The sequence below is a fragment of the Acidobacteriota bacterium genome (assembly GCA_016713675.1).
GTDB lineage: Bacteria > Acidobacteriota > Blastocatellia > Pyrinomonadales > Pyrinomonadaceae > OLB17.
Genome location: JADJOS010000001.1, coordinates 2,629,962 through 2,652,402, shown reverse-complemented (window position 1 = coordinate 2,652,402; position 22,441 = coordinate 2,629,962). Strand labels below are relative to the sequence as shown.

25 protein-coding genes are annotated in these 22,441 nt (G+C 52.9%); 9 read left to right on the top strand and 16 right to left on the bottom strand.

Annotation, left to right across the window (positions count from 1 at the left end; genetic code table 11):
* Nucleotides 1-121 precede the first annotated feature (121 nt).
* Nucleotides 122-1,078 (bottom strand): hypothetical protein, encoded by a 957-nt coding sequence (locus IPK01_12180; GenBank protein MBK7934227.1) that lies wholly within the window; start codon nucleotides 1,076-1,078, stop codon nucleotides 122-124.
* Nucleotides 1,079-1,211: 133 nt separating this feature from the next.
* Here IPK01_12180 and IPK01_12175 point away from each other — a divergent pair, with 133 nt between their 5' ends.
* Nucleotides 1,212-1,376, top strand: coding sequence for a hypothetical protein (locus IPK01_12175; GenBank protein ID MBK7934226.1), 165 nt, complete (start codon nucleotides 1,212-1,214; stop codon nucleotides 1,374-1,376).
* 4 nt (nucleotides 1,377-1,380) lie between these two features.
* A complete protein-coding gene (locus tag IPK01_12170; GenBank protein ID MBK7934225.1) occupies nucleotides 1,381-1,629 on the top strand; it encodes a hypothetical protein in 249 nt (82 codons plus the stop codon).
* Here the strand turns inward: IPK01_12170 and IPK01_12165 are convergent.
* The 3 genes from IPK01_12165 to IPK01_12155 all read right to left on the bottom strand — a co-directional run bounded on the left by IPK01_12165 (nucleotide 1,617) and on the right by IPK01_12155 (nucleotide 3,731).
* Nucleotides 1,617-2,393 (bottom strand): 3',5'-cyclic-nucleotide phosphodiesterase, encoded by a 777-nt coding sequence (locus tag IPK01_12165; protein MBK7934224.1) that lies wholly within the window; start codon nucleotides 2,391-2,393, stop codon nucleotides 1,617-1,619. The two genes, IPK01_12170 and IPK01_12165, sit on opposite strands and share 13 nt — an antisense overlap.
* The gene (locus tag IPK01_12160; protein ID MBK7934223.1) at nucleotides 2,394-3,167 is read right to left on the bottom strand and encodes an SDR family oxidoreductase; all 774 of its coding nucleotides are present in this window, start codon (nucleotides 3,165-3,167) and stop codon (nucleotides 2,394-2,396) included. It abuts the gene before it with no gap.
* Nucleotides 3,168-3,515: 348 nt separating this feature from the next.
* Nucleotides 3,516-3,731: a hypothetical protein gene (locus tag IPK01_12155; protein MBK7934222.1), complete on the bottom strand. Its 216-nt coding sequence runs from the start codon at nucleotides 3,729-3,731 to the stop codon at nucleotides 3,516-3,518.
* Between the two features lie 323 nt (nucleotides 3,732-4,054).
* Between IPK01_12155 and IPK01_12150 the strand changes: the two genes are divergently transcribed.
* From IPK01_12150 to IPK01_12125, 6 genes are all read left to right on the top strand, one after another.
* Nucleotides 4,055-4,729, top strand: coding sequence for a hypothetical protein (locus IPK01_12150; protein ID MBK7934221.1), 675 nt, complete (start codon nucleotides 4,055-4,057; stop codon nucleotides 4,727-4,729).
* Nucleotides 4,730-4,803: 74 nt separating this feature from the next.
* Nucleotides 4,804-6,603 (top strand): HAMP domain-containing protein, encoded by a 1,800-nt coding sequence (locus tag IPK01_12145; GenBank protein ID MBK7934220.1) that lies wholly within the window; start codon nucleotides 4,804-4,806, stop codon nucleotides 6,601-6,603.
* Nucleotides 6,604-6,654: 51 nt separating this feature from the next.
* Nucleotides 6,655-7,977, top strand: a complete 1,323-nt coding sequence (locus IPK01_12140; protein ID MBK7934219.1) for an amidohydrolase family protein — start codon at nucleotides 6,655-6,657, stop codon at nucleotides 7,975-7,977.
* The gene (locus IPK01_12135) at nucleotides 7,978-9,219 is read left to right on the top strand and encodes an amidohydrolase family protein (GenBank protein MBK7934218.1); all 1,242 of its coding nucleotides are present in this window, start codon (nucleotides 7,978-7,980) and stop codon (nucleotides 9,217-9,219) included.
* A 126-nt stretch (nucleotides 9,220-9,345) separates the two neighbouring features.
* The gene (locus IPK01_12130) at nucleotides 9,346-10,866 is read left to right on the top strand and encodes a peptidase S10 (GenBank protein ID MBK7934217.1); all 1,521 of its coding nucleotides are present in this window, start codon (nucleotides 9,346-9,348) and stop codon (nucleotides 10,864-10,866) included.
* Between the two features lie 84 nt (nucleotides 10,867-10,950).
* Nucleotides 10,951-11,439, top strand: coding sequence for a hypothetical protein (locus IPK01_12125; protein ID MBK7934216.1), 489 nt, complete (start codon nucleotides 10,951-10,953; stop codon nucleotides 11,437-11,439).
* 95 nt (nucleotides 11,440-11,534) lie between these two features.
* On the opposite strand, the gene IPK01_12120 is transcribed toward IPK01_12125, so the two are convergent.
* The 12 genes from IPK01_12120 to glnA all read right to left on the bottom strand — a co-directional run bounded on the left by IPK01_12120 (nucleotide 11,535) and on the right by glnA (nucleotide 21,846).
* On the bottom strand, nucleotides 11,535-12,011 hold the full coding sequence (locus IPK01_12120; protein MBK7934215.1) for a MogA/MoaB family molybdenum cofactor biosynthesis protein: 477 nt from the start codon (nucleotides 12,009-12,011) through the stop codon (nucleotides 11,535-11,537).
* Between the two features lie 20 nt (nucleotides 12,012-12,031).
* Complete coding sequence (locus tag IPK01_12115) at nucleotides 12,032-12,919, bottom strand: DMT family transporter (GenBank protein MBK7934214.1); 888 nt, start codon at nucleotides 12,917-12,919, stop codon at nucleotides 12,032-12,034.
* A gap of 1 nt (nucleotide 12,920) precedes the next feature.
* A complete protein-coding gene (locus IPK01_12110) occupies nucleotides 12,921-13,076 on the bottom strand; it encodes a FeoB-associated Cys-rich membrane protein (GenBank protein MBK7934213.1) in 156 nt (51 codons plus the stop codon).
* Nucleotides 13,077-13,135: 59 nt separating this feature from the next.
* The gene (gene feoB, locus IPK01_12105) at nucleotides 13,136-15,112 is read right to left on the bottom strand and encodes a ferrous iron transport protein B (protein ID MBK7934212.1); all 1,977 of its coding nucleotides are present in this window, start codon (nucleotides 15,110-15,112) and stop codon (nucleotides 13,136-13,138) included.
* A 21-nt stretch (nucleotides 15,113-15,133) separates the two neighbouring features.
* Complete coding sequence (locus tag IPK01_12100; GenBank protein ID MBK7934211.1) at nucleotides 15,134-15,379, bottom strand: ferrous iron transport protein A; 246 nt, start codon at nucleotides 15,377-15,379, stop codon at nucleotides 15,134-15,136.
* A 249-nt stretch (nucleotides 15,380-15,628) separates the two neighbouring features.
* Nucleotides 15,629-17,095 carry a DUF3108 domain-containing protein gene (locus tag IPK01_12095; GenBank protein MBK7934210.1) on the bottom strand — a complete coding sequence of 489 codons (1,467 nt, stop codon included), beginning with the start codon at nucleotides 17,093-17,095 and terminating at the stop codon, nucleotides 15,629-15,631.
* Nucleotides 17,095-17,850: an orotidine-5'-phosphate decarboxylase gene (gene pyrF / locus IPK01_12090; GenBank protein ID MBK7934209.1), complete on the bottom strand. Its 756-nt coding sequence runs from the start codon at nucleotides 17,848-17,850 to the stop codon at nucleotides 17,095-17,097. Before pyrF ends, IPK01_12095 begins: the two co-directional genes overlap by 1 nt.
* Nucleotides 17,851-17,866: 16 nt before the next feature.
* Nucleotides 17,867-18,154, bottom strand: a complete 288-nt coding sequence (locus IPK01_12085; protein ID MBK7934208.1) for a 2-nitropropane dioxygenase — start codon at nucleotides 18,152-18,154, stop codon at nucleotides 17,867-17,869.
* A 30-nt stretch (nucleotides 18,155-18,184) separates the two neighbouring features.
* Nucleotides 18,185-18,754, bottom strand: a complete 570-nt coding sequence (locus IPK01_12080; protein MBK7934207.1) for a hypothetical protein — start codon at nucleotides 18,752-18,754, stop codon at nucleotides 18,185-18,187.
* Entirely contained in the window at nucleotides 18,751-19,338 is a 588-nt protein-coding gene (locus IPK01_12075) for a GNAT family N-acetyltransferase (protein MBK7934206.1), read from the bottom strand. Before IPK01_12075 ends, IPK01_12080 begins: the two co-directional genes overlap by 4 nt.
* Before the next feature lie 126 nt (nucleotides 19,339-19,464).
* A complete protein-coding gene (locus tag IPK01_12070) occupies nucleotides 19,465-19,947 on the bottom strand; it encodes a hypothetical protein (protein MBK7934205.1) in 483 nt (160 codons plus the stop codon).
* A gap of 477 nt (nucleotides 19,948-20,424) precedes the next feature.
* Nucleotides 20,425-21,846, bottom strand: coding sequence for a type I glutamate--ammonia ligase (gene glnA / locus IPK01_12065; protein ID MBK7934204.1), 1,422 nt, complete (start codon nucleotides 21,844-21,846; stop codon nucleotides 20,425-20,427).
* Between the two features lie 195 nt (nucleotides 21,847-22,041).
* On the opposite strand from glnA, the gene IPK01_12060 reads away from it, so the two are divergent.
* Complete coding sequence (locus tag IPK01_12060) at nucleotides 22,042-22,404, top strand: DUF1304 domain-containing protein (protein MBK7934203.1); 363 nt, start codon at nucleotides 22,042-22,044, stop codon at nucleotides 22,402-22,404.
* The last annotated feature ends 37 nt before the right edge of the window (nucleotides 22,405-22,441 follow it).

Here is a 22,441-nt window from a genome sequence, read left to right as displayed (position 1 = left end):
GAAAACGAGTTTAGAGAGGAATGGCGTTGGGCGGTACCCACGCCTGATGCGGCTGCTATGACATTTTGGACATTTCTGCGAGATCATTAATGCAATATTACAACAAAATGAATTTTTTTGATCAGATCGATTCACTTTCGATCTGTCGGAGACGCTCTATCTCGAAGGTAATACGCTGCGCGGCAGCATCCCGTTTCGCACTTTTGATATTATCGCGTCCTAGATAGAACAGTGCATCCCGATAAAGATTCAATGCTGTTTTGTGGTCGCCATCAAATTCGGATCTTTCGGCCTTTTCAACAAAATGCGTCACTCTGATCGACGCGAGCATTTCGGTCAAAACCTCTCTAGATTCGATCAATGAAAGTTCGTCCGGATAGTACTCCAAAGCTGAATCGATCACGGCCAGAGCATTCTGGAGCACGGACGCCTTCTCAGACGAGTCAACAAGACCTGCGACCTCATGGGTCAGATTCCGTGTTTCGATCTGGGCCCAGGCAAGCAAATGAAACCGATGATACCGCGAGACCGACGATCGGCCCTTTCTTAACGCCCTTATTCTAGGCGAGCCCGAGCCGACTCGCCTTAATTCACGTTCGTTTACCAACAAATACTGGTGGCACAACTCGAAAACTTCCCGATGTGCGTCAGCAAATTTATTCAGCACCTTCGCCGCATCGGACTTGAGCCTTATATCGGCGACTATCTTTTCGTTCTTCTCGATCGTTAACTTTTCCGGCCGGCCTTCGTCCGAACCGATACGGCTCACGGCACTGGAAAGATGACGGTCGAATTGGCGCTCTAACGCCAGGTATCTGTTACGTGCCCGCCGAAGCACCAATTCCCGTAGGATCACGGCACCGATCATCAATATTCCAAAACCGATACCTGCCGTGATCCACGGCGTTTCGTCGCCGCCATCATGCAAAATGCCCCAGGCAAGTAAAAACAGGGAAAGCCCGATCACGACCGTTATTGAATAGTAGTTCGACGCCGGCAGCCAAAAAGGCCGACGCTTTGATACAAATCCCGGCCGGTTTCGAGGATTTGAATATTGATTTCCTATTGGTCCAGTCAAATCTTTCTCTGCCGTATATTCTGCGAAGCCGCGGAGCGTTATTGACCTATAGTGAGATCTTCACTAATGATTGTCAATACGTTCATCTTAACAGAAACAGGACACCAACCGACAGATTTGCTATCATTCTGCCATGGCACGTCGGCGAAAAACGGAAAAGAACGCCCGTCCGGTTTTCGATTCAATTCGCAAGCCGACCGCTCCGCCTACGAAAAAGATATCGCCGGAAAAACCCGAAGATAAACAACATCCGGCGATGAGAAAAGCTAAACACAAACCGAAGGACGAACTCGAATAGATCAATGGGAATCTTAGATCGTAAAAATGGAAAAGCTGTAAACAATGATGTTTGGGCTCGTCCGGAAATGAATGTGACCTTTCGTGCTGAGATCATGCCGGGCAGATCACGTGAGGAGCGAACATTCCGCATCGCCGAGGTCATGCCTAATGGCCGCGTTATCCTTCATAATTTTCTCGGTGAACACCGTCAGGGTGCGTTCGAAAAGATCAACTTCCTGCGTTCCAAACAGTCCGACGATCAAAACTCATAGATCTTGCCAACTTCCACGATCTTCAAATTCGCAATGGCTAATTCACCTAGCTGTTCTACGACCTTTTCCCGATACATGGCCTTAATATTACCTGCATAGACCTCACAACGGTTTTTCTTGAACTTATTCAACTCTTCCGCCAATCTATTCGGCGTGAGATGGTGCGACGCCAACGCTAATTTGTCCTTTTCATTTGGGAAAGCACATTCGACAAATATTGCTCTGAGGTCCTCGCATTTTGAAAAGGCCTCCCAGATATCTTCCGTTTCCGCCGTGTCACCGGTTATGCCGATCGAGTTGCTGCCGTCAGAAATAATGAATCCGGCGCTTGGATTGTTGTGATTTACCAGGATAGCGGTGATCTCGAGGCCGCCGGCCGCGAACTTCTCGCCCGGTTCAAAATAACGGTATTCCATCACAGTTCCATGATCGTTTTTCAACTCGGAAAATCTTGGATAGATGTCCCAATTGAACACATATTTTTCAAGCGAATCCGCCATTTTCCTGGTCACATGAACGCGAAGCGGCTCAGTCAGCCCGGCAAACAGGTCATCGATGAAGATCGGCAGTCCGGCAAGGTGATCCAAATGCGTATGTGAAATAATGACATCCCTTACCTGTTCTCTTTGCTTTGGAGAGCACGAAAATGCCAAACTTCCGGCGTCGATCGCGACCGTATCATTGACGACGAAACAGGTCAGCCGCTGATGCTGTGACACCTTTCCGGTTTCATCAAAACTGCTTGGAAGTAACTGGATTCTCATTCAACAGATAGTCTCTCGTGCACATGTCTGGCCTCGGCCGCCGTCGATCGCGTAGGTTGCTCCGGTGATCCATCCGGCCTTGTCCGAAGCAAGAAAATAGATCAGCTCCGCCACCTCAGCCGGTGATCCGGGCCGGCCGATCGGGTGCGTTTCTTTGGCGCGTTCAAGAAACGCTTCGTAACTTTCCGCGTCCATTCCGCCGCGAGAATGCAGATTGGTAACGACGACGCCCGGATTCACCGCATTCACTCGAATTCCTTTCGATGCGAGCTCCAACGCCGAACATCGCGTCAACTGATCGACCGCTGCCTTTGAAACGGCATAAGACAGTACATTGGGAAACGACCTGGTCCCTGCCACGCTGGAAACGTTTACGATATTCCCCTTCGTCTCGATCATGTGCGGTATGCACCTCTGCATCAAGTAAAAAACGGATCTCAAATTGATGTTCATCATCTTGTCCCAATCATCGAGTGTTGTGTCCTCGATATTTCCGTTCTTGATGATGCCGGCCGAATTGACGAGCACGTCGATCTGACCGTAAGCCTGCACGGTTTCAGAAACCATACGGTCGATCTGCGAATATTCTGTCACATCGGAAAGGTGGATCTTGATCGAACCTCGTTTTGATTCGAAGCTTTCGCGCAGAGCTATCAACTCCTTTTCATTCCGGCCGATAGCCACAACAGTCGCTCCTTTCTGAGCAAACAGTGCCGCCGTGGCCTTTCCTATTCCGCTGCTGGCGCCGGTTACAATTACGATCTTTCCTGACATAGATTTTTTTAGGTTGTCGACGTTTAGCATATCAGCGACCGACCGGAACTTTCAAATCAGCACCTTCGCGGACCCGTTCCATCAATGAATTAAACAGCTCCTGTCGCACGCAAAGATCATCGCGTCTAAATTTGAAAACTTTCTCATCATATAGGCAGGCGGAGAATTCTAAAAAAGATAACCTGATTCATGGCCGTATCAAAGGAAACACCCCGACGACGCCTCACGCAAAAAAGAAGAGGACGTTAAAAACGCCCTCTGCAAATTTGTCGGAACATGTTTCCCCGGAAAGTTGGGTTTGTATCGTTTACCTGACAGCCAAGTGAATACGGCTGTTGTGATGTTTGATTACAATTCGTTGGTCTTCGGCTGTCTCGGAAGAAATTTATCGATAGCGGCTTTTGTCTCTTCGCTTTTGCGTTGTTTGAATTCAGTGACCCAATCGGTTACGGTAGACACCATTTCGCGTGCAGCGAGACGAGCAGTGTTTCCCTTTACTTTTTTGCCTAAAACGGGCCTGATCTCTTCTTTCTTAACTACTTTTATCTTTATCTTGCTTTCCATTAAAATGCTCCTGCTTGTTCATTGGGTCATCATGACCGATTTCGGCTTTCGTACTAATACGCACTGCAATCCTTGTGCCAGTACATAGACGCTCAAACTTTGTACGTTTTGCGACGACACCAACTTCGGGCGTTCAGTTTTGCATAATGCAAAAACCCGGACTCATTATTTGCGAATTGCCAACAGTGAGATTACGACGGACAAGTTTGAGTTGTTCCCAAAATTTTCAGCTATCGGCTTAATTATCGGGCTTTCGTGTTAATTCGAAGTTACGGTTGTGTCGGTAACCGGCCGTGGAACGCATCTTGCCGTGAAAATGTCTTATGACGTCTTTTGACCTTGCGATAATCTATCTTGCATGCGGTGCACCTCTGAGTATGCACTATTTTTTTGCCGCAAGCGGCAAACCTAAACTCTATTTCGCCATGCGGATCGTTTTGGTTGCACTTTTTTGGCCGATAGCGGCTTTTTCGTTGATAATGTCGCTACGAAGGCCGATCGCCGGCGCCAATAGATCGGGCGGCGGCGAGATCGAACGCAAACTCGATTCATTGAGGGTCGAGATCGAACACTCCGCCTTTACCGATGACACAGCTGCCTCCGTGTTTGAGTTTCGCGAACTTTTTGCAAGATATACAGGCCTCATACAGGCATCGACCGCTAAAGCTGAGCATGCTTCAGCGAATGAGTTGTTTTTGCTCTCGGGACATAAGAACGCCGAACTTGCAACTCGTTGCCTCGACCGTAAGGCGTCGAATCAGCTCAAGGTTCACGCAAATGCGTCTCGCGAAGATTTTGTCGAATCGATAGCTGCAATGACCATTGCTGCGGACGGCGTCCTCGTTCGATCGGCGTCAGCCGTTGCCGAATTGGTCGGAGACAGCCGAACGGCAGAAATGCTCCTAAAATTAGCGTTGGTTCACGATCAAACTGACCTCAGATCGATTCCGGCTGACACGCTGGATTCGGCAGAACGTCTTCATACCGCGATCGGTTGATTCCCTCTCATCGGTCAACCTGTAAGAACCTCGTTCACTTTGTAATCACGGGCAGTAGATTTAATATCTAGCCAATGCTCGTGTTTCTGCACATGTTCGCGTTGTTTCTGCTCGTCACGCTCGGGTTCTATGTGTTCGTGTCGAACCCGCGCAGCCGTGCCCACCAAACATTTGCGGCTTTTATCGCATTTCTGGCGATCTGGACGACCAAAGATCTCATATTCTGGAATTTCTACCCGCGAGATGTCGCCGCCGGCTGGTGGGCGGCCTCCAGTTTTATTACGGCATTGATGATGCAATATGCACTTGTCGTTTTTGCTTGGGTCTTTCCGGAGAATGCACGGACTCCGCGAAAGAAGGCGGCAATTTTATTTGCTCCGGGGGCTGTGCTGATACCCGCAGCGATGCTTGGTCTGCTGTGGCAGCGCAGCGGTTTTGACGGCGAACGATTTGTGATCGAGTTGACGCCGCTGGCGTATGCATTCGTCGCATACGTCTATTTCGTATTTGGATACGGCGCCGTTGTGTTGTTTCAGAAGTACCGCAAATACAGCGGCACGCAGGAAGGCCAGCAGGTCGGAGCATTGATCTCGGGCCTTGCGATCACTGGCTTGCTTAAGACCCTTGCCAATATCGCATTCCCTTTCTTCGGCTATTACGAACTGTTGCCGTTGAGCTCGATCTTTGTCCTGCCGGGCGTATTGATCTACGCATACGCCATTTTCAATTTTAAGCTCTTCTCTCTTGAGACCGCCCTTAAACAGTTTCGCCTGTTTCCGATCACTTATAAGGTGGCACTAAGTATCGCGTCGGTGGCGATCGCTAGTTTTGTGTTGTTTCAGATCCCGATCGTGTGGTGGGCGTTTCATAATGGGATGGATGCCGAGGGCTGGCGGCGGTATCTCGTGTTTAGCGTGATCTCGGCCTTGGTGCCGAATCTTCTGCTTGTCTTGCTCGTGCTACGGACGATCTCGCGGCCGCTGCAGCGGATCACATTGGCCGCAGTGGAGGTGACAAAAGGAGCTTACGGAACCGAGGTCGACCTGCGAAAAAGCAACGATGAGATCGGCCTGTTGGCGGATTCGTTCAATGAGATGAGTAGAAAAATGCGGGCCGACATCGATGAACTTGGCCGCCTCAACGAGCAACTCGTTCGCACCGAAAAGCTCGCGGCGATGGGCACACTTGCAGCCGGCGTTGCTCACGAGGTGAACAACCCGCTCGCCTCTATATCTTCACTTGTCCAGATCATGCGTGCCGCTGAGGGGCATTCTGACGAAACTCGCGAACGTTTGAACTTGATCTCCGCACAGATCGAACGCATCGGCCAGGTAACACGGGATATGACCAATTTTGCCCGATCCAGGCCGGCGGCCCGCGGTGAGATCGAAATTAATACCGTCATCGATACGGCTCTCCGGCTCGCGAGCTTTGACAAGGCGTTCGCGACACTCGATATCGAACGCCGAACCGCCGAAGACCTGCCCGCGATCCATGCTGATGAGGATCAATTGCAGCAGGTGTTTCTCAATCTATTTCTAAATGCCCGCGACGCGATGCCAGACGGAGGCACTCTCACGATAAATGTGACCGGAACGGAGACAGAGGTGACCGTCGAGGTTGCCGATGATGGGACCGGCATCGACAGCGACGACGTAAATCAGGTCTTTGATCCCTTTTTCACGACCAAACCGACCGGCAAAGGAACAGGCCTCGGCCTGGCGGTCTGTTATGGGATCGTTACAGCTCACGGCGGCCGTATTGAGCATCGGAATAACATCCCGACCGGCTCGATATTTACCGTTTCCCTTCCCGTTGCGGACAAAAACCGGCCAAATCATTCCACTCCCGTTGACACCGGGCTGAATAAGTAGCAACTTATCAATACAAACCGCTCTAATTTCAACACAATTGAGGATATTTGAATGAAGAAACTACTTCTCGCGACAATTGCCGCAAGTGTGTTTGCCGTCGCGGCAAATGCTCAGGACCGGCCTATCGCCTACGTCAACGCCAGGATCATCCCGATCGTCGGTCCGGTGATCGAAAACGGAACGATAGTCGTCCAAAATGGCAAGATCCTTGCCATCGGTGACAGTAAAAAGATACCGGTCACGATGATCACGGATATGATCGACGCAAAAGGCAAGACGATCATGCCGGGCCTTGTCGATTCTCACAGCCATATCGGCGAGGGCAGCGGTGCGGACGGCAGTGCTCCCATTCAGCCTGATGTCAGGCTGCTGGACGGGATCAATGTACGCTCCTCGAGCCTCCAAAGGGCCCAGAGCGGCGGATTGACGACCGTCAATGTAATGCCGGGCTCCGGTCATCTCGACAGCGGACAGACCTTGTATATCAAGCTCCGGGATAATGCCGTCAAGGTTGACGATATTCTGATCTTTGACGCCGACGGCAAGATGATGGGCGGCATTAAGTTTGCCAACGGCACCAATCCGATCCGTCCCGGCGGCGGGAATTTTCCCGGCACACGCGCTAAAAGTGCGGCTCTCGTCCGTGAGCAATTTATCAAGGCTCAGGAATATCGCGACAAGGTCAGAAAGGCTGCGGGCGATGCGACGAAGATGCCGCCGCGAGACCTAGCCATGGAGGCTCTCGTCGAGGCTCTCGACGGGAAACGCATGGTCCATTTCCACACTCACCGTCACGACGATATTATGACCGCTCTGCGTTTGTCGAAGGAATTTGGCTTCCGCATCGTACTCCAGCACGTCAGCGAGGCCTGGAAAGTCGCAGACGAGATCGCAAAGGCAAAGGCTCCGGCGTCGATCATCTTTATCGATTCGCCCGGCGGAAAGCTCGAAACAATGGATCTCATGGCCGAGAACGGTGCCGCCCTCGAAAAGGCAGGTGCCCTTACCGGTTTTCACACCGATGACGGCATTACTGATTCGCGTTGGTTCCTCCGCAGTGCCGGAATGGCCGTTCGGGCTGGCATGTCGCGTGAAAAGGCACTATATGCTCTAACGATGGCGAACGCGATAATGCTCGATCTCGACAAACGCATCGGCTCGCTCGAGGTCGGGAAGGATGCTGATTTCATCGTACTCAGCGGCGATCCGGTGAGCGTTTATACACACGTCCTCGAGACATGGGTCGAGGGCAAAAAGGTCTTTGACCGCTCACACCCAAAAGATCGCCTCCTTCAGGTCGGCGGCTACGGAGCCTCAAACGACCGCACCGTCCACATCGACTGCTTCGACGGAGACATCGGAGGTGACAACTAAATGCAGAATATAGAATTTCGAATAATGAATATAAAACGTCTATTCACCATATCGGCCTTTGCCTTCAGTCTTCTAGTCACTTGTCACTTTTCACTCGTCACTGCTTACGCACAGATCGCGATCCAGGGCGAGACGGTCTGGACGATGTCTGGTGAGCCGATAACAAACGGCATCGTGCTCGTCAATAACGGCAAGATCGAGGCAGTCGGTACTGCTGCGGCGGTCAAGATCCCCGCAGGCTACCAAATTATCTCCGCCAAGGTCGTCACGCCGGGCCTGATCGACGCCCATACTGTAATTGGCCTTAACGGTGCCGCAAATCAGCCTCACGATCAGATGGCTCTGGATGGCAGCGGCCCGGTTCAGCCCGAATTGCGTGCCACGGACGCCTACAATGCCGACGAAAGATTGATCCAATGGGTTCGCGAATTCGGCGTAACCACCATTCACACCGGCCATCAGCCGAGTGCGTTGATCTCGGGGCAGACGATGGTCGCCAAAACCTGGGGAAAAACGGTGGATGATGCCGCTATAGTTCCGACGGCGATGATAATGGTGACTATCGGTACCAATGCCAACGCCGGTGCGGGTCGTTCGCCCGGTAATCGCTCAAAACAGGTCGCGATGCTCCGAGCGGAACTTATCAAGGCTCAGGAGAACGCCAAAAAGCCCGACGCCCCCAAGGATCTCAAATCCGTCGCGATGGCCGCGGTCATCAAACGCGAAACCCCGCTGCTGATCAACGCCAACAAGGCTCAAGACATCATCACCGCTCTCCGAATAGCAAAGGAGTTTAACATCCGCATCGTGCTCGACGGTGCCGCTGATGCTCCGCTGGTCATGAACGACATCAAGGCAGCGGGTGTCGCGGTGATCATTCACCCAACGATGGCACGAGCCGGCGGCGATATGGAGAATTTGTCGTTCGAGACTGCCGGAAAGCTCAAGGCTGCCGGCATTCCCGTCGCTCTGCAGAGCGGTTATGAGGGCTATGTGCCGAAAACCCGCGTCGTCCTTTTCGAAGCGGGCATGGCCGCGCAAAATGGCCTGTCCAGAGCCGACGCACTCGCACTGATCACCATCGATGCTGCGAAGATCCTCGGCCTCGACGGCCGCATCGGCTCGCTCGCCGTCGGCAAAGACGCAGACATTGCACTCTATGACGGCGACCCGCTTGAATGGACAACACATTGTGTTGGAACGATCATCAACGGCGTCCTTGTCAACAAAGTTACCCGCTGATTCGATCGATCAAGGGCCGCAGGAGATCTCGCGGCCCTTTTTGATCACCTAATCCGCGAATCACTTTATCTGTATGCTGAACTTTTTAGCATACTCACTTTCGCTTTTAACACACGAACAAACTCTATGATCGCAGCCATTTTTCTGCCCGTCCTGTTGCTTTTTCAGGTAAATCCTCCGGCTCAGCCCGTGACGCAGAAACCGCCCGAAACGCCTGCCGTCAGGCCCGCCGGCGACACGCGTGATGAACCGCCCGTCGTGACAAAACGCAGCGTCCGCGTTGGTGCGAAAACGCTCAGCTATACCGTGACCACCGGCTATATGCCTCTCAAAAACACCGCTACGGGCGAAACCGAGGCTCGCATTTTTTACATGGCGTACACGCTCGACAACGCCCCTGCGAACAGGCCGCTGATGTTTTCGTTCAATGGCGGTCCCGGTTCTGCCAGCGTCTGGCTCCATCTCGGCACGCTCGGCCCGCGTCGCGTCAAAATGCTCGATGACGGCATGCTGCCCCCGCCGCCGTATGAGATGGAAGACAATCAGCATACTTGGCTGACCGAGACCGACATGGTCTTCATCGATCCGGTTGGCACCGGCTATTCGCGTGCCGCCAAGGCCGAGTTTGCAAGCCGATATTTTGGCGTCAACGGCGACATCGATTCGGTCGGCGAGTTCATTCGCCTCTATCTCGGCCGCAATGAACGCTGGCTCTCGCCGCTTTTTCTGGTCGGCGAAAGCTACGGGACGACGCGTGCGGCCGGCCTATCGAATTATCTTTTTGACAAAGGCATCGCACTAAACGGAATTCTGCTCGTATCTGCCGTTCTTAACTTTCAGACCATCAGATTTGCTGATAATAATGACCTTCCGCTCGTCCTTATCCTTCCGTCCTACACCGCGACCGCCTGGTATCACAAGCGTTTGTCCCCAGCGATGCAGTCGAAGTCTATTGAGCAAATTACTGCCGAGGCGAGGAGTTTCGCTGCCGGTGAATTCATGCCCGCGATGCTCCGGCTCGACAGCCTTTCGGGCGCGGAACGCTCCGCTCTTGCCGAAAAATACAGCTCGTACACCGGCCTCAGCCGCGATTTTGTCGAGCGTGCCAATTTTCGCGTCGATCTGAGTAAATTCCAAAAGGAACTGCTTCGCTCGGAACGAAGGACCGCCGGCCGTCTCGACAGCCGATTCAAGGGGATTGACCGCGACTCCGCCGGCGTCTCGCCGGACAGCGACCCGTCGATGAACGCCATTCGTCCGCCCTACACGGCGGCTTTCAATGCGTACGTTCGCGGCGAACTTGGCTTCAAGACCGACACCGAGTACTACATTCTCGGCGGCGGCATCACCAGCCCCTGGAATTGGAACGTCGATAACGCCTATGCCGACACCAGTATCCGCATGAAGGATGCCATGGCGAAAAATCCGTACATGAAGATCTTTGTCGCTCAGGGTTATTACGACATGGCGACGCCCTTTTACGCAGCCGAGTACACCGTTTCCGCAATGAACCTCGACCCGACGCTGCGCCGGAATATCAATTTCGCCTATTACGAAGCCGGCCACATGATGTATATCGAGAAAAATTCACTCGCGAAACTCAAGACCGACGCGGTTGCGTTCATCGCAAATTCGCTTCGCCGTTAAATATATATTTAGCAGCGAACGCGCGGACAGATTTTGGGCTCAAATGCCCGTTAGAGATAAATTTAGCTGGAGATTCAATTCAATATGAGATCAATTGTTCGCATCGCTTCTATCGTCGCCGTGGTTTTCACCATCGGCATGACCGCAACCTTTGCCCAAAAGGTCAAACCGAAGGCACCGGTTTCCAATACTGCCGATTACGTCATCGCTGACCTCAAAGTCATGGCGTACAGCTCGTCGACCGGAAAACTTGAGGACACTAACCCCGCCGAGGGCGAGCCGATGAGCTTTTTTAATGACCTCGACACTTCGCTTTTCGTTTGGGTTTTCGTGCAGGGCGAGAAAGGCACATTCGAAGCCGGCAGGATGGCGAATGTCGTCGTAACTGAGGGCAAAAAGGTGGTCGCGTCCCGCAACGTTCAGATCGGTATCCCGAATGAGGATGGATTTTACATCGTCCCCGTATTCGTATACGGCCCGCTCTGCGATCAAGTTAAGATCACTGCCAAACTGACCGGCCAGAAAACGGCTTCGCCAAAAACGGTCTCGATCCCGTTCATGTGCGGCGAATAAAAGATCATTGCCCGCGAAACACACAAAGGCACGAAAGGACGATCACGTATGATCGTCCTTTTTTGTCTGTTTCCCGTGTTTCGTGGGCAAACGTCCTAATGTCCTGTGTCTCCTGATATGAGATCTACTGCGTGCCGCAGCACCGGCCGTATCACCTCAAAACACTCTTCGACGCCTTTCGGTGAACCGGGCAGATTGATGATCAGGGTCTTGCCGCGTATTCCGCAAACCCCGCGTGAAAGCATCGCGTTTCGGTGCTTCGAAGCCGTTTCACGCCGCATCGCCTCAGCCATCCCCGGGGCTTCCCGTTCGATCACCGCACTTGTCGCTTCAGGAGTATTGTCACGCGGCCCAAATCCCGTTCCGCCGGTTGTGATGATCAGATTGATATCTTCGCGTTCGGTCAATGTGTGGAGAGTATTTCGTATGTTTTGCAGATCATCGGTGACGATCAAACGCTCAACGACTTCACCGCCAATGGACGCGATCATTTCCGCCAGACGATCGCCCGACAAGTCCTGCTCGATCGTACGCGTATCGCTAATGGTAATGACGCCGGCCTTGATCTCCATCTATCCTCTCCCTTTCTACCTCAACCCGCCGTCGCCTCGATCTCTTCCAGTCTCGCCTGCCTGCGGCCGTAAAGAACGCTCAACAGCACGCCGATAACGACCAGCAGCATCCCGGCGAGTGCCATGATGCCTTGCGATTCACCAAAAAATATCCACCCGACAGACAACGCATACACAAGCCCCGTGTAATTGACGATCGCGACCCCGGCAATCCGTTCGCGTTGTAGGGCGTTCGTTAGGAACATTTGTCCGAGCTGTGAAAACACACCGATCAGGAACAGATAAAGCCAATCCCAGCCTTGCGGCGTCTCCCAATAGAAAAACAAACTGATAGCCCCAACGACCGCTCCGACAAGCTGAAAATGCAGCACTACTGTGAGCGGATGCTCCTTTCCCCGCAGGCTTCGAACAAGATTATACGCGACTCCTGAGCAAAACGCTGAGATGATACCGAGGATCAGATAGAACGGTGAGATCCGCGGATCGAATTGTTCGATCATCAAAACGCCCGCAAACGCGATCGCATAAAAGAACCACTGTGTCGGACGCACACTCTCTTTCAGCACAAAGATCGCGATCGTCGCAGTAAATATCGGCGAAAGATACTGTATCGTCTGTGCCGACGCGATCGGCATCTGCTGGAGCGTGACGAAGAACAGATAAAGAGCCGTCGTCCCAAACACGCCGCGAAGCAAAAGCATAAAATGATTCTCACCAATGAGACTCGCTTTCGCCCGCTTCAGGCCATAGACACAAAATGCTCCTGCAACGATGCACCGGAAAAATACGGTTTCCATCGCCGGGATATGCGCGACCTGTTTGACGAAAACATTCGCCAGAAAAAACGCGAGTGTCGATAAGAACATCGCACGCACGCCGGGTGTCAGGAATTTTGTGTTGCTTTCCAAACTAAGAGGTTAATTTTTTTGAACCGTCACCGCAACCGCAATCGGTGCCGCATCCTTCCTTTGTCGAGAACGCACGCCGTTTACGGATCAGTGTGACCGCCGCAAATACAAGAGCGGCGGCAATGACGATGAGGACGATGATGAATTGAAGCGACATGGTTTTGGACTTTTGGGTTTTAGCTTTTTCGAAGATCTAAAAATTAAAACACTCATTGCTCACTCAAACCCCAGAGCTTTCCCTGCCTGATATGTTATCAATGCCGCAACATACGCAAATCCCGTCATATACGCGAGCATAAAGAGCGGCCAGGTCCACGAATTCGTCTCGCGGCGCACTACGGCGAGTGTGGACATACATTGCATTGCCAGCACAAAGAAGACCATCAGAGTGAGAGCTACCAAAGGCGTCCATGTTGGGCTGCCGTCGTCCTTTTTGGCATCACGGACGGCGGCGATCAGGGTTTCCGATTCCTCGTTCTCGTCTTTGCCGACATTGTAAATGATGCTGAGCGTCGAGACCAGCACTTCGCGGGCAGCAAAACTCGCGATCAGGGCGACGCCTATCTTCCAGTCAAATCCGAGCGGTCGTATCACCGGCTCGATCGCATGACCGAGCATTCCGGCGTAGCTATGCTTGAGCTGTTCGCTCTCAGGCAATGGCACGATTTCTGCGCCTGAAACCTCCTGGCCTGCCTGCTGACTGACGGCCGTTGGCTGTTCACTACTCCTTGGGAAATACATCAATGCCCACAGGATGATCGAGATCGCCAGGATCACCGTTCCCGCTCGCTTCAAAAATAACCACGCCCGCGTGATCATGTTCTGAAAAACGGTACGAAGATTCGGCAAACGGTAAGGCGGCAGTTCCATCAGGAACGGCGGCGGCGGAGCTTTTAGGACGGTGCGTTTCAGGACAAATGCGGTCCCGACCGCGGCAATGATACCTATCGCGTACATGATCAGCATCAGCAGAGCCCCGATCGAAACAAATCCGAAAACGTATTGACCGCCGAAAAAAGCTCCGATCATCAGCGTGTAAACAGGCAACCGCGCGGAACAGCTCATGAACGGCGCGATCATGATCGTTGCAAACCTGTCGCGCCGGCTTTCGATCGTTCGTGTCGCCATTATGCCCGGAATTGCACACGCAAAGCTGCTGATAAGCGGCAAAAACGCTTTACCATGCAAACCGACTCGTGACATCAGCTTGTCCAGCAAAAACGCCGCCCGCGACATGTAGCCGCTATCCTCAAGCAGAGATATGAACAGGAACAGAAGTAATATCTGAGGCAGAAAAACGACCACGCCTCCGACGCCGGCGATGATGCCATCCGCGATGAGATCGGTCAATATTCCCGGCGGCATTTCAGCCTTTACAAAATCACCGACGCCCCCAAAGCCCTTTTCCAGCAGGTCCATCGGCAAGCTCGCCCACGAAAAGATCGTCTGAAATACAACCAGCAGAATCAGGACCAAGATTATCAGGCCAAAGAATTTGTGCGTCAACACGCGGTCGATCTTATCCGAGATGCGGTGTTTCTTTTGGTCGCTGTGCCATGTCGATTCCTGAACGGCGTTCGAGATGAAATTGTATCGGGCAAAGATCTTGCCGTGCGGTCCGTCTTCGTTGGTCGCCGCGTCGAAAACGTACGGAACCTCGGGCACCGTACCGAGAACCTCGGCGACCTTTGCGGCAAGCTGCTCTTTGCCGCGTCCGGTCTTGGCGTTGACCGCGACGACCGGCGCTTTCATGAGAGCGGCGAGCATGTCGACATCGATCTCGTGTTCCTGCTTTTCAAATACGTCGATCATCGTCAACGCAATGACGACCGGAACACCAAATTCGAATATTTGTGTTACGAGATATAGATTGCGTTCGAGATTGGTCGCGTCGACAACGGCGACGATGACGTCGGGCTTTGGCACGCCGGCCTGCTGGCCGGTGATGATGTCGCGGGCGATCTGTTCGTCGAGCGATGTTGCGTCGAGGCTGTAGAGTCCCGGCAGGTCGATCAGCGTCGCTTCCTTATCGGCGACGCTCCAAACGCCTTCCTTGCGTTCGACCGTCACGCCCGGATAATTTGCGACCTTTTGTTTGAGCCCTGTAAGCGAATTAAATAGCGTGGTCTTTCCGGCATTCGGATTACCGGCGAGAGCGATCGTGAGATTTGCGTTTTTGTCGTGTCCGTCCATTCGTGCTTTGATCGCACGCGTCTAGAGGCTGACCTCGATCGCGTCGGCCTCCGTCTTTCGCATTGCGAGGCTGTAGCCGCGCACGCGTACTTCGATCGGATCACCGAACGGTGCGGCCTTTATTACGCTTATCGTCACGCCGGGAACGACTCCCATTTCCATAATGCGGCGAGCCGTTCCGTTGGTCGCATTGACCGAAACGACGCGGGCCTCGCTGCCGACCGGAAGATTTGAAAGTGTGCTAGTGGTGGACATAATATCCGGCATCTTTGCTGCCAGAACTAAGCATAACGTAATTGAAAATAGATTTCAATTGTAACAGCTGAAAACCTTGAGGCTTTATTGCCAAGTCTTTTTTGCCGCTGCCTTTTGGCAACGGATCAAGAATGCAAAATAGTCCCGGGCTTTAGCCCAAGCAGTCGCCCGAAATGTTGGGATAGATCCCCGGAGGCCAATGTCCTCCTAAAGAAGACCAAAGATAATTGCTATTGAAAGATATTTGTGGTCGAAATAAGGTCAGCCTGATATGCACCCGCAGAAATTCGCAGCGGGACACGGCTGTCGTCGATCGATAGCCAGACCTTGATCGATAGTGCGTCGAGTTGCGGATTCCCGGTTTTCACAGCGATCATCTGTGCAGCGATCTTTTTCGCCGTTGAGTGTTGTGGTCTCGACGTCATTCGGCCGCAAAACGAATATGTAGGTCTTGTCTCCCCAAAACACAGCAACACGCGTGTCATTAACCGGATTTGTTGTGTTCTTGCTTGGCTTTAGATTGAACGAACGCATCGCGTAGACCAGCGACAGCAGGCTGTGCGTACCGACCGGCGAATCCGCCTTCGCTGCACCTGCAGTGATCGCACCGGTTCGGGCATCGAACACCGCCGTTTGATTGAACGACGCCAACTGGCCGTTGAATTTCACCTCGAAGCCAAACGGCGCCAGCGTCTCAGGATTGACGCGGGCCGTCACCGCATCGCCCAAGACGAACGGCTTATTGCTCGCGGAAATATTGGTCGCCTTCGCCGTCAGCACCAGCGTATCGATATTCTGGATCAGCTTTCGCTCTTTAGCCTGGAGCATAACTTTGCCGGTCTCTTGGCCGGCGGATGTTATTTTATATTCGAGCGTTTCGCCAAGAGCAAATGCCAACTCACGCAGCAGCGGTTGATTATCGAGATACGGCTCGGGCGTTGGCCTCGGCTTCGGCGTTGCTGCCGGGACCGGCGTTCCCGCCGGCGTCGGCGTCGGGTCGGCGGATCTGACCTCTTCGACCGTGAGGCCCGACAATTTGCAGACAAACTGGCCCTTGACCGTCTTGAATCGAATAAGTACCGGGATCCTGAATTCGTCCGAACTCAAATTGACCTGCAGCTCCTTGATGCCGCGAACGTCGAAGTAGGTGCTCTGTACGGTCGAAACGACCGTATCGAATTCGCCGGCGTCGGTCTTTACCTTTTCCGCGAGTCCGCCCGCAAACGTCGCGACGAACGATTCGCCGTCTTCGTCGAACGAAAACGTGCCATTTCCGCCCGCCTCGCGGACCTTAAAGACCATCGTGAGCAGATCAAAGTTTGACGTCGGAGCCGTCAGAAAATTGTATTTCGTCTCTTTCGGGATCGCTTCCGAATTGATCGTGCGGGATATGTATAGCGGCAGGCCCGTGTCAGGTGCGGCATAGACCGTCCGCGTTTCGTCGATCAGCGAAAAAGCGGCACTTACGATATCAAATGTCTTCATGCGGCCGCGCAGCTCGACAGCATCGCGTCCGCTGAATTTGCCTCGCGAAACGACCGCTGTCTCAAAAAACGCGACATTCGGGAAACTCTCGAACGCGACATTATACGAGAGCTTCTCGCCGATCCGTAAAAACGTCGGAGCATCTCCTTTCGCCTGGCCGAAATTGACGGCGGCCAGAAAAACAAGCATCGCGAAAGCCGCGACGACCGGCTTGATATTGTGTGTGAGACGACGAAGTTTCATCAATTTTTGTTTCCGGCCTCAGCGACGATCGCGGCAACCGCGGCACGCATATCGGCGGCTTGCGTGATAGGCCGGCCGATAACGGCAAAATCGCTGCCGGCGGCGACCGCTCGGCCAAATGTCATTACACGCTTTTGGTCATCAATTGTTGCGTCCACAGGCCTTATGCCCGGCGTAACGATCACAAAATTTGGATCAGCGACTGCCGATCTGATCGCTGCGGCCTCATTTGCCGAAGCAACGACGCCGTCCAATCCCGACTCACATGCGAGTTTTGCGAGCCGCACGACCTGATCCTCGACCGGCGTTTCGATGCCCGTTTCGCTGAGAGCGTTGCCGTCCGAACTAGTCAGGACGGTCACGGCGATGATCTTCGGCACCGCTATGGCTTCGCTTTCGCAAGCCTTTCTCACCTCGGTCGCAGTTTGCCGCATCATCTCGCTGCCGCCTGATGCGTGAACGTTGAACATCCACACGCCCAGCCTAGCCGCCTCGACCGCCGCCATGGCGACCGTATTCGGAATATCGTGGAATTTGAGATCGAGGAAGATCTTCGCCCCGGACTCGACCAGTTCGCGAACGAACGACGGCCCTTCGGCGGTAAACAGCTGCAGCCCGACCTTATACGCACCGACCGAATCTCCGAGTTCCGCGACTATTCCCCGAGCGGCCGCGGCGTCCGGCACGTCGAGGGCAACGATTATCCTGTCTTTTGCTTGTGTCGTGGTGTCGATAGCTGCGGAGGCTTGTGTCATATCAAACAGGGCCAAACTAGTCCATATCAAGCGGGTTGCGGAACGGCACACCGGTGGTCTTGTCCGCCTTTTTGAGTGCTTCCTGGAATTTTTCTTCGAGCAGCCGCTCGCGGTCCTTCATCGACGACATTTCCTGTGCGAACAGCTGTTCGCGCATCTCTTTCTGCTTGCTCAATTCACCTTGCAGATCTTCGAACGAACCGGTGATCTTTTTTTTCTCCACGTGCCCGATGATCGCACCCGTATGGGCGTCGACGGTGATGTTCGTATCGCAGCACGGGCAAATTACGCTGAACTTATCCATAACAAAACGAAATTATACTACACAATCCGACTATTTCGCTCCGGTATCGCCGGGAGCGGCCGTCTTGATACCGGCGAGGGCGAGCAGCGACGCGACGGGTGCTTCCGCCAGATTAGGTATGTTGTCGCCCGAGACCGTTACTTCCTTGCCGTTCTTGAGCCAGATCTTGAGCGTCGATTTGCCGGGCCCGAGCCACGTTCGCTGAACCTTTACAAGCTTCGGATCGGACTTGAAATAGCGCGTCTCAACAAAGTTTCCGGCTTTGTCCATCGTCGTTGCCATCTCCGAATTCTCTGACGCAGGCAAACGCTGGCTTTCGGGGATCGGGCCGCCCGGATCTGCATCGACCGCGAGCTTGCGTTTCGCGTCGATCCCGTTTGCCGCGACCGTGCCCTGTTCAGGGCCGACCGGCACTGACGCAAGGGTTCCGGTCTGTACATCGGTGTTCGTCACGGTAGTTTCCGTTACAGTATTGGATGGATTTGCCGAGCGGTTTGCTGTATTCCCGGCCCCCGCATTTGAGTTCGTCGCTGCCCCCGAAGAGCAGCCTGATACCGTCATCGCGATCAATAAGATTCCAAACAACAAAATTCTCTTCATCGTGATGTTAACCTCTTCTCCAGATCTTCTTTCACCGTCGGCCATTCTGTGTCAATGATACTGAAATAAACCGAATCGCGAAACCGGCCCGTGTCGCAGATCATATGTTTGCGAAATATTCCCTCTTCCGTAGCACCGAGACGCTTAATTGCGGCTCGGGAACGTTCGTTCAAGGCATCCGTCTTTAGCTCAACGCGGATGCATTTCCACGTCTCAAAAGCATGCGTCAGCATCAGCAGCTTCGCCTCGGTATTTACCGCCGTCCGCTGAAACGCCGGCGTGATCCACGTCCAACCGATCTCCGCCCTCAAATTCGCCGCATCAATATTCCCAAACCGCGTCGCCCCGATCACCTTCCCCGATGCCCTCTCAACCGTCACAAACGGCAATGCCACCCCGCGATCCCGGTCCGCGATCGCCGATTCGACATACTTCCGCATATCATCGATCGAAGCAACATTCGTCGGGATCAGCCGCCAAAGCGATTCATCCCGCCCCGCTTCCCACAGCCCGTCCAGATGCCCCACCGCCATCGGCTCCAGCCGCACAACCTCGCCCTCTAAAACAACCGGTTCAACGATCATATTTAATATATTCCCAAAAAAGTGGGCAGATATAAACTCTTCCCACTGACCGCCGATTAGATACAAAGGAAGAACGAGATCCCAGGTCGGTTCGCGATTTGCTGTGCCCGTTTATTATGGATTTTCTCAACAGGATTCCTTGCAGATGAGAGAGGAATCGCTCGGAATAGGATAGTAGATCAACTGATGAATAAGATCATTTTGAACGGATATGCTCAGACCAATATTTCCACAGGCATATGTGAAAGAATTTGGGATATCGGACATCCATTTGGATAGCTCACAGCCTTTAAGATCAATTCCGGCTTGATTCAGGGGAAAAGGTTTTTTAGGTATTCGAACTACACTTATCACCGTACCTAACGGAATATCCCAGAGCTTCTTATAGGCAGATTGGCATCTCTGTGTCGAAAAATCTACGATTATTTTTTCGGTTTTCAGGTCGTAGACTTCATGACTTGTTTTACACGTTGGCATGCCAACAATCATTTCTACGTCAGAGCAGGTCGACTGCATCGGAACTATCGTGTGCTGAATCTGTCCTTTTGCAGAACTGACGCCCAATATACATAAAGTGGCCAAAACCACTGCAAAGGTGATCACTTTCATAGCGCTACGTTTACCTCGGAGCTGTCCATTTTGGTGCAGGCTGTGGTGATTTTAGCATTAAGCGGGTGGAGATCGATATGTTTTTTGCGCTTGGCTATCTAATAAGATACGGGCATGATGGACGGCGTTGGGGGGGTTGATGGGTTTTGGAAAAAGCGGTGGGCTTGCGGGTTGAAAACAGTCGTTCGGGATTGTCGCTAGCCCCCTTTTTTATTGTCGCCACACCCATTTTCGACTGTCGCAAGCACCAAAATAATTGTCGCAACCACCCTTTTTTACTGTCGCAAACACGCATTTTTACTCATTTTTCGCAAAAATGCTGATCAAAATGTGGTATGTACCACAATTTAAGCCCAACACATAAAAAAACACGATCGGTCATTTCAAAAAAGGTTCTGGATGGTCGCAAAAAAGGCTGTCCGGAACTCGCGTTCCGGACAGCCTATTTTCCTTTCTCACTTTTTTCCTGTTCGCTCTTTAGATGTCGTAGTACATCGAGAATTCCATCGGATGCGGACGCAGACGTAGCGGCGTGATCTCGTTTTCGCGTTTGTAGGTGATCCAGCGTTCAATGAGCGATTCGGTGAAGACGTCGCCTTTAAGCAGGAACTCGTGGTCCTTTTCCAGAGCGTCTAGCGCTTCGTCGAGGCTGCCCGGCAGCGAAGGGACATTCGCCAGCTCTTCGGGCGGCAGATCGTAGATGTCCTTGTCGAGCGGCTCGCCGGGATCGATGCGGTTCTGGATGCCGTCAAGTCCGGCCATCAGCAACGCCGCGAACGTCAGATACGGATTGCACGACGGATCGGGCGGACGAAATTCGAGGCGTTTGGCCTTCGGCGAAGACGAGAACATCGGAATTCTGACCGCCGCGGAGCGGTTGCGGGCCGAATATGCCAGATTGACCGGAGCTTCGAATCCCGGGACGAGGCGCTTGTAGCTATTGGTCGTCGGAGCCGCAAATCCTACGAGAGCCGGAGCGTGTTTCAGCAGTCCGCCGATGTAGAACTTGGCCATTTCCGACAGGCCTGCGTATTGATCGCCTGCAAACAGCGGACTGCCGTCCTTCCACAGCGACTGGTGGCAATGCATGCCCGAGCCATTGTCACCGTAGATCGGCTTCGGCATGAACGTCGCCGATTTGCCCGCAGCGTGGCACGTGTTTTTGACGACGTATTTGAACAACATCAGATTGTCGGCAGTATGCAGCAGGTTTGAGAATCTGAAATCGATCTCGCACTGTCCGGCAGTTGCGACCTCATGGTGATGACACTCCACAATGATGCCGACTTCGCCGAGGATCGACGAGATCGTGTTTCGCAGATCGATCGAAGTGTCCAGCGGCGCGACCGGAACGTAACCTTCCTTAGGGCGAATGTGATAGCCATTGTTCGGATTGTCGAATGTGCCTTCGCGGCCCGAATTCCAGTGGCCTTCGTCCGAATTGACATAAAACCCTGCCGAGTGCTGGTTGTTGTGATATCGGGCTTCGTCGAAGATAAAGAACTCGGCCTCGGGACCAACATTGATCGTGTCGGCGATGCCCGTGAATTTGAGATAGCTCTCGGCACGCTGTGCGACCGATCGAGGATCGAGCCAGTATCCTTCTTTGGTGATCGGATCGACGGCATTTGCGATCAGACAGAGAGTAGTATCTTCGGTAAACGGATCGATCCAAAACCGCGTCGGATCAGGCACGAGCAGCATGTCCGATTCGTGGATCGCCGCCCAGCCGCGAAGACTGGATGCATCGAATCCGAAACCGTCCTCAAAGCTGTCTTCCGACAACATATCGATCGGAAAAGTAAGGTGATGCCACGACCCGATCAGATCGGTAAACCGGACCGAGACGAATCTCGCTTCTTGGTCCGCGGCATATGTCAGCACATTTTTTGCGTTCATTATATCTCCTGAGTAAGCGTGTTTTATAAGTACTTGATGTTGCCAATTCTCAAATCTCCGGGCGATTCAAAAATGAGATTCTATAACACGCAATCGCAGGGGCAAAGGAGAATTCGCGCAGTTTCGCAATGTTCTCTTTTTCTTACAGATTTGTAGTATTTGGCGAAATGCGGTTTTCAGTTTATGTTTCTTGGTATGAAGATAGCCGCGAACCTCATCGCTTCACTCGTCGCAATTGAGCATTTGGGAATACTAGTGCTGGAGATGTTCTTTTGGGATCATCCGGTCGGCTATCGAATATTCGGAACGACACCCGACATCGCTTCGTCCTCGGCAGTTCTTGCCATGAATCAGGGACTTTATAACGGCTTTCTGGCCGCCGGCCTGATATGGGGGCTCATCGCCGGCCGCCGAGATGTGAAGATCTTTTTTCTGCTGTGCATCGTCGCAGCCGGTATTTTCGGCGGCCTGACAGCGAAGACATCGATCATTTATACGCAAGCAATGCCGGCTCTGATCGGACTTGTGTTGGTGCTCTTCATTTCAGAAGAAAATTAGCGGCAAACGATTGGACGTTCGGCCACTTCTCATTATT

Excerpts from the sequence above, each read along its gene's own strand:
- IPK01_12175 (MBK7934226.1), top strand. The coding sequence starts at position 1,212 with ATGGCACGTCGGCGAAAAACGGAAAAGAACGCCCGTCCGGTTTTCGAT.
- IPK01_12170 (MBK7934225.1), top strand. The coding sequence starts at position 1,381 with ATGGGAATCTTAGATCGTAAAAATGGAAAAGCTGTAAACAATGATGTT.
- IPK01_12165 (MBK7934224.1), bottom strand. The coding sequence starts at position 2,393 with ATGAGAATCCAGTTACTTCCAAGCAGTTTTGATGAAACCGGAAAGGTG.
- IPK01_12160 (MBK7934223.1), bottom strand. The coding sequence starts at position 3,167 with ATGTCAGGAAAGATCGTAATTGTAACCGGCGCCAGCAGCGGAATAGGA.
- IPK01_12155 (MBK7934222.1), bottom strand. The coding sequence starts at position 3,731 with ATGGAAAGCAAGATAAAGATAAAAGTAGTTAAGAAAGAAGAGATCAGG.
- IPK01_12150 (MBK7934221.1), top strand. The coding sequence starts at position 4,055 with ATGACGTCTTTTGACCTTGCGATAATCTATCTTGCATGCGGTGCACCT.
- IPK01_12145 (MBK7934220.1), top strand. The coding sequence starts at position 4,804 with ATGCTCGTGTTTCTGCACATGTTCGCGTTGTTTCTGCTCGTCACGCTC.
- IPK01_12140 (MBK7934219.1), top strand. The coding sequence starts at position 6,655 with ATGAAGAAACTACTTCTCGCGACAATTGCCGCAAGTGTGTTTGCCGTC.
- IPK01_12135 (MBK7934218.1), top strand. The coding sequence starts at position 7,978 with ATGCAGAATATAGAATTTCGAATAATGAATATAAAACGTCTATTCACC.
- IPK01_12130 (MBK7934217.1), top strand. The coding sequence starts at position 9,346 with ATGATCGCAGCCATTTTTCTGCCCGTCCTGTTGCTTTTTCAGGTAAAT.
- IPK01_12125 (MBK7934216.1), top strand. The coding sequence starts at position 10,951 with ATGAGATCAATTGTTCGCATCGCTTCTATCGTCGCCGTGGTTTTCACC.
- IPK01_12120 (MBK7934215.1), bottom strand. The coding sequence starts at position 12,011 with ATGGAGATCAAGGCCGGCGTCATTACCATTAGCGATACGCGTACGATC.
- IPK01_12110 (MBK7934213.1), bottom strand. The coding sequence starts at position 13,076 with ATGTCGCTTCAATTCATCATCGTCCTCATCGTCATTGCCGCCGCTCTT.
- feoB (MBK7934212.1), bottom strand. The coding sequence starts at position 15,112 with ATGGACGGACACGACAAAAACGCAAATCTCACGATCGCTCTCGCCGGT.
- IPK01_12100 (MBK7934211.1), bottom strand. The coding sequence starts at position 15,379 with ATGCCGGATATTATGTCCACCACTAGCACACTTTCAAATCTTCCGGTC.
- IPK01_12095 (MBK7934210.1), bottom strand. The coding sequence starts at position 17,095 with ATGAAACTTCGTCGTCTCACACACAATATCAAGCCGGTCGTCGCGGCT.
- pyrF (MBK7934209.1), bottom strand. The coding sequence starts at position 17,850 with ATGACACAAGCCTCCGCAGCTATCGACACCACGACACAAGCAAAAGAC.
- IPK01_12085 (MBK7934208.1), bottom strand. The coding sequence starts at position 18,154 with ATGGATAAGTTCAGCGTAATTTGCCCGTGCTGCGATACGAACATCACC.
- IPK01_12080 (MBK7934207.1), bottom strand. The coding sequence starts at position 18,754 with ATGAAGAGAATTTTGTTGTTTGGAATCTTATTGATCGCGATGACGGTA.
- IPK01_12075 (MBK7934206.1), bottom strand. The coding sequence starts at position 19,338 with ATGATCGTTGAACCGGTTGTTTTAGAGGGCGAGGTTGTGCGGCTGGAG.
- IPK01_12070 (MBK7934205.1), bottom strand. The coding sequence starts at position 19,947 with ATGAAAGTGATCACCTTTGCAGTGGTTTTGGCCACTTTATGTATATTG.
- glnA (MBK7934204.1), bottom strand. The coding sequence starts at position 21,846 with ATGAACGCAAAAAATGTGCTGACATATGCCGCGGACCAAGAAGCGAGA.
- IPK01_12060 (MBK7934203.1), top strand. The coding sequence starts at position 22,042 with ATGAAGATAGCCGCGAACCTCATCGCTTCACTCGTCGCAATTGAGCAT.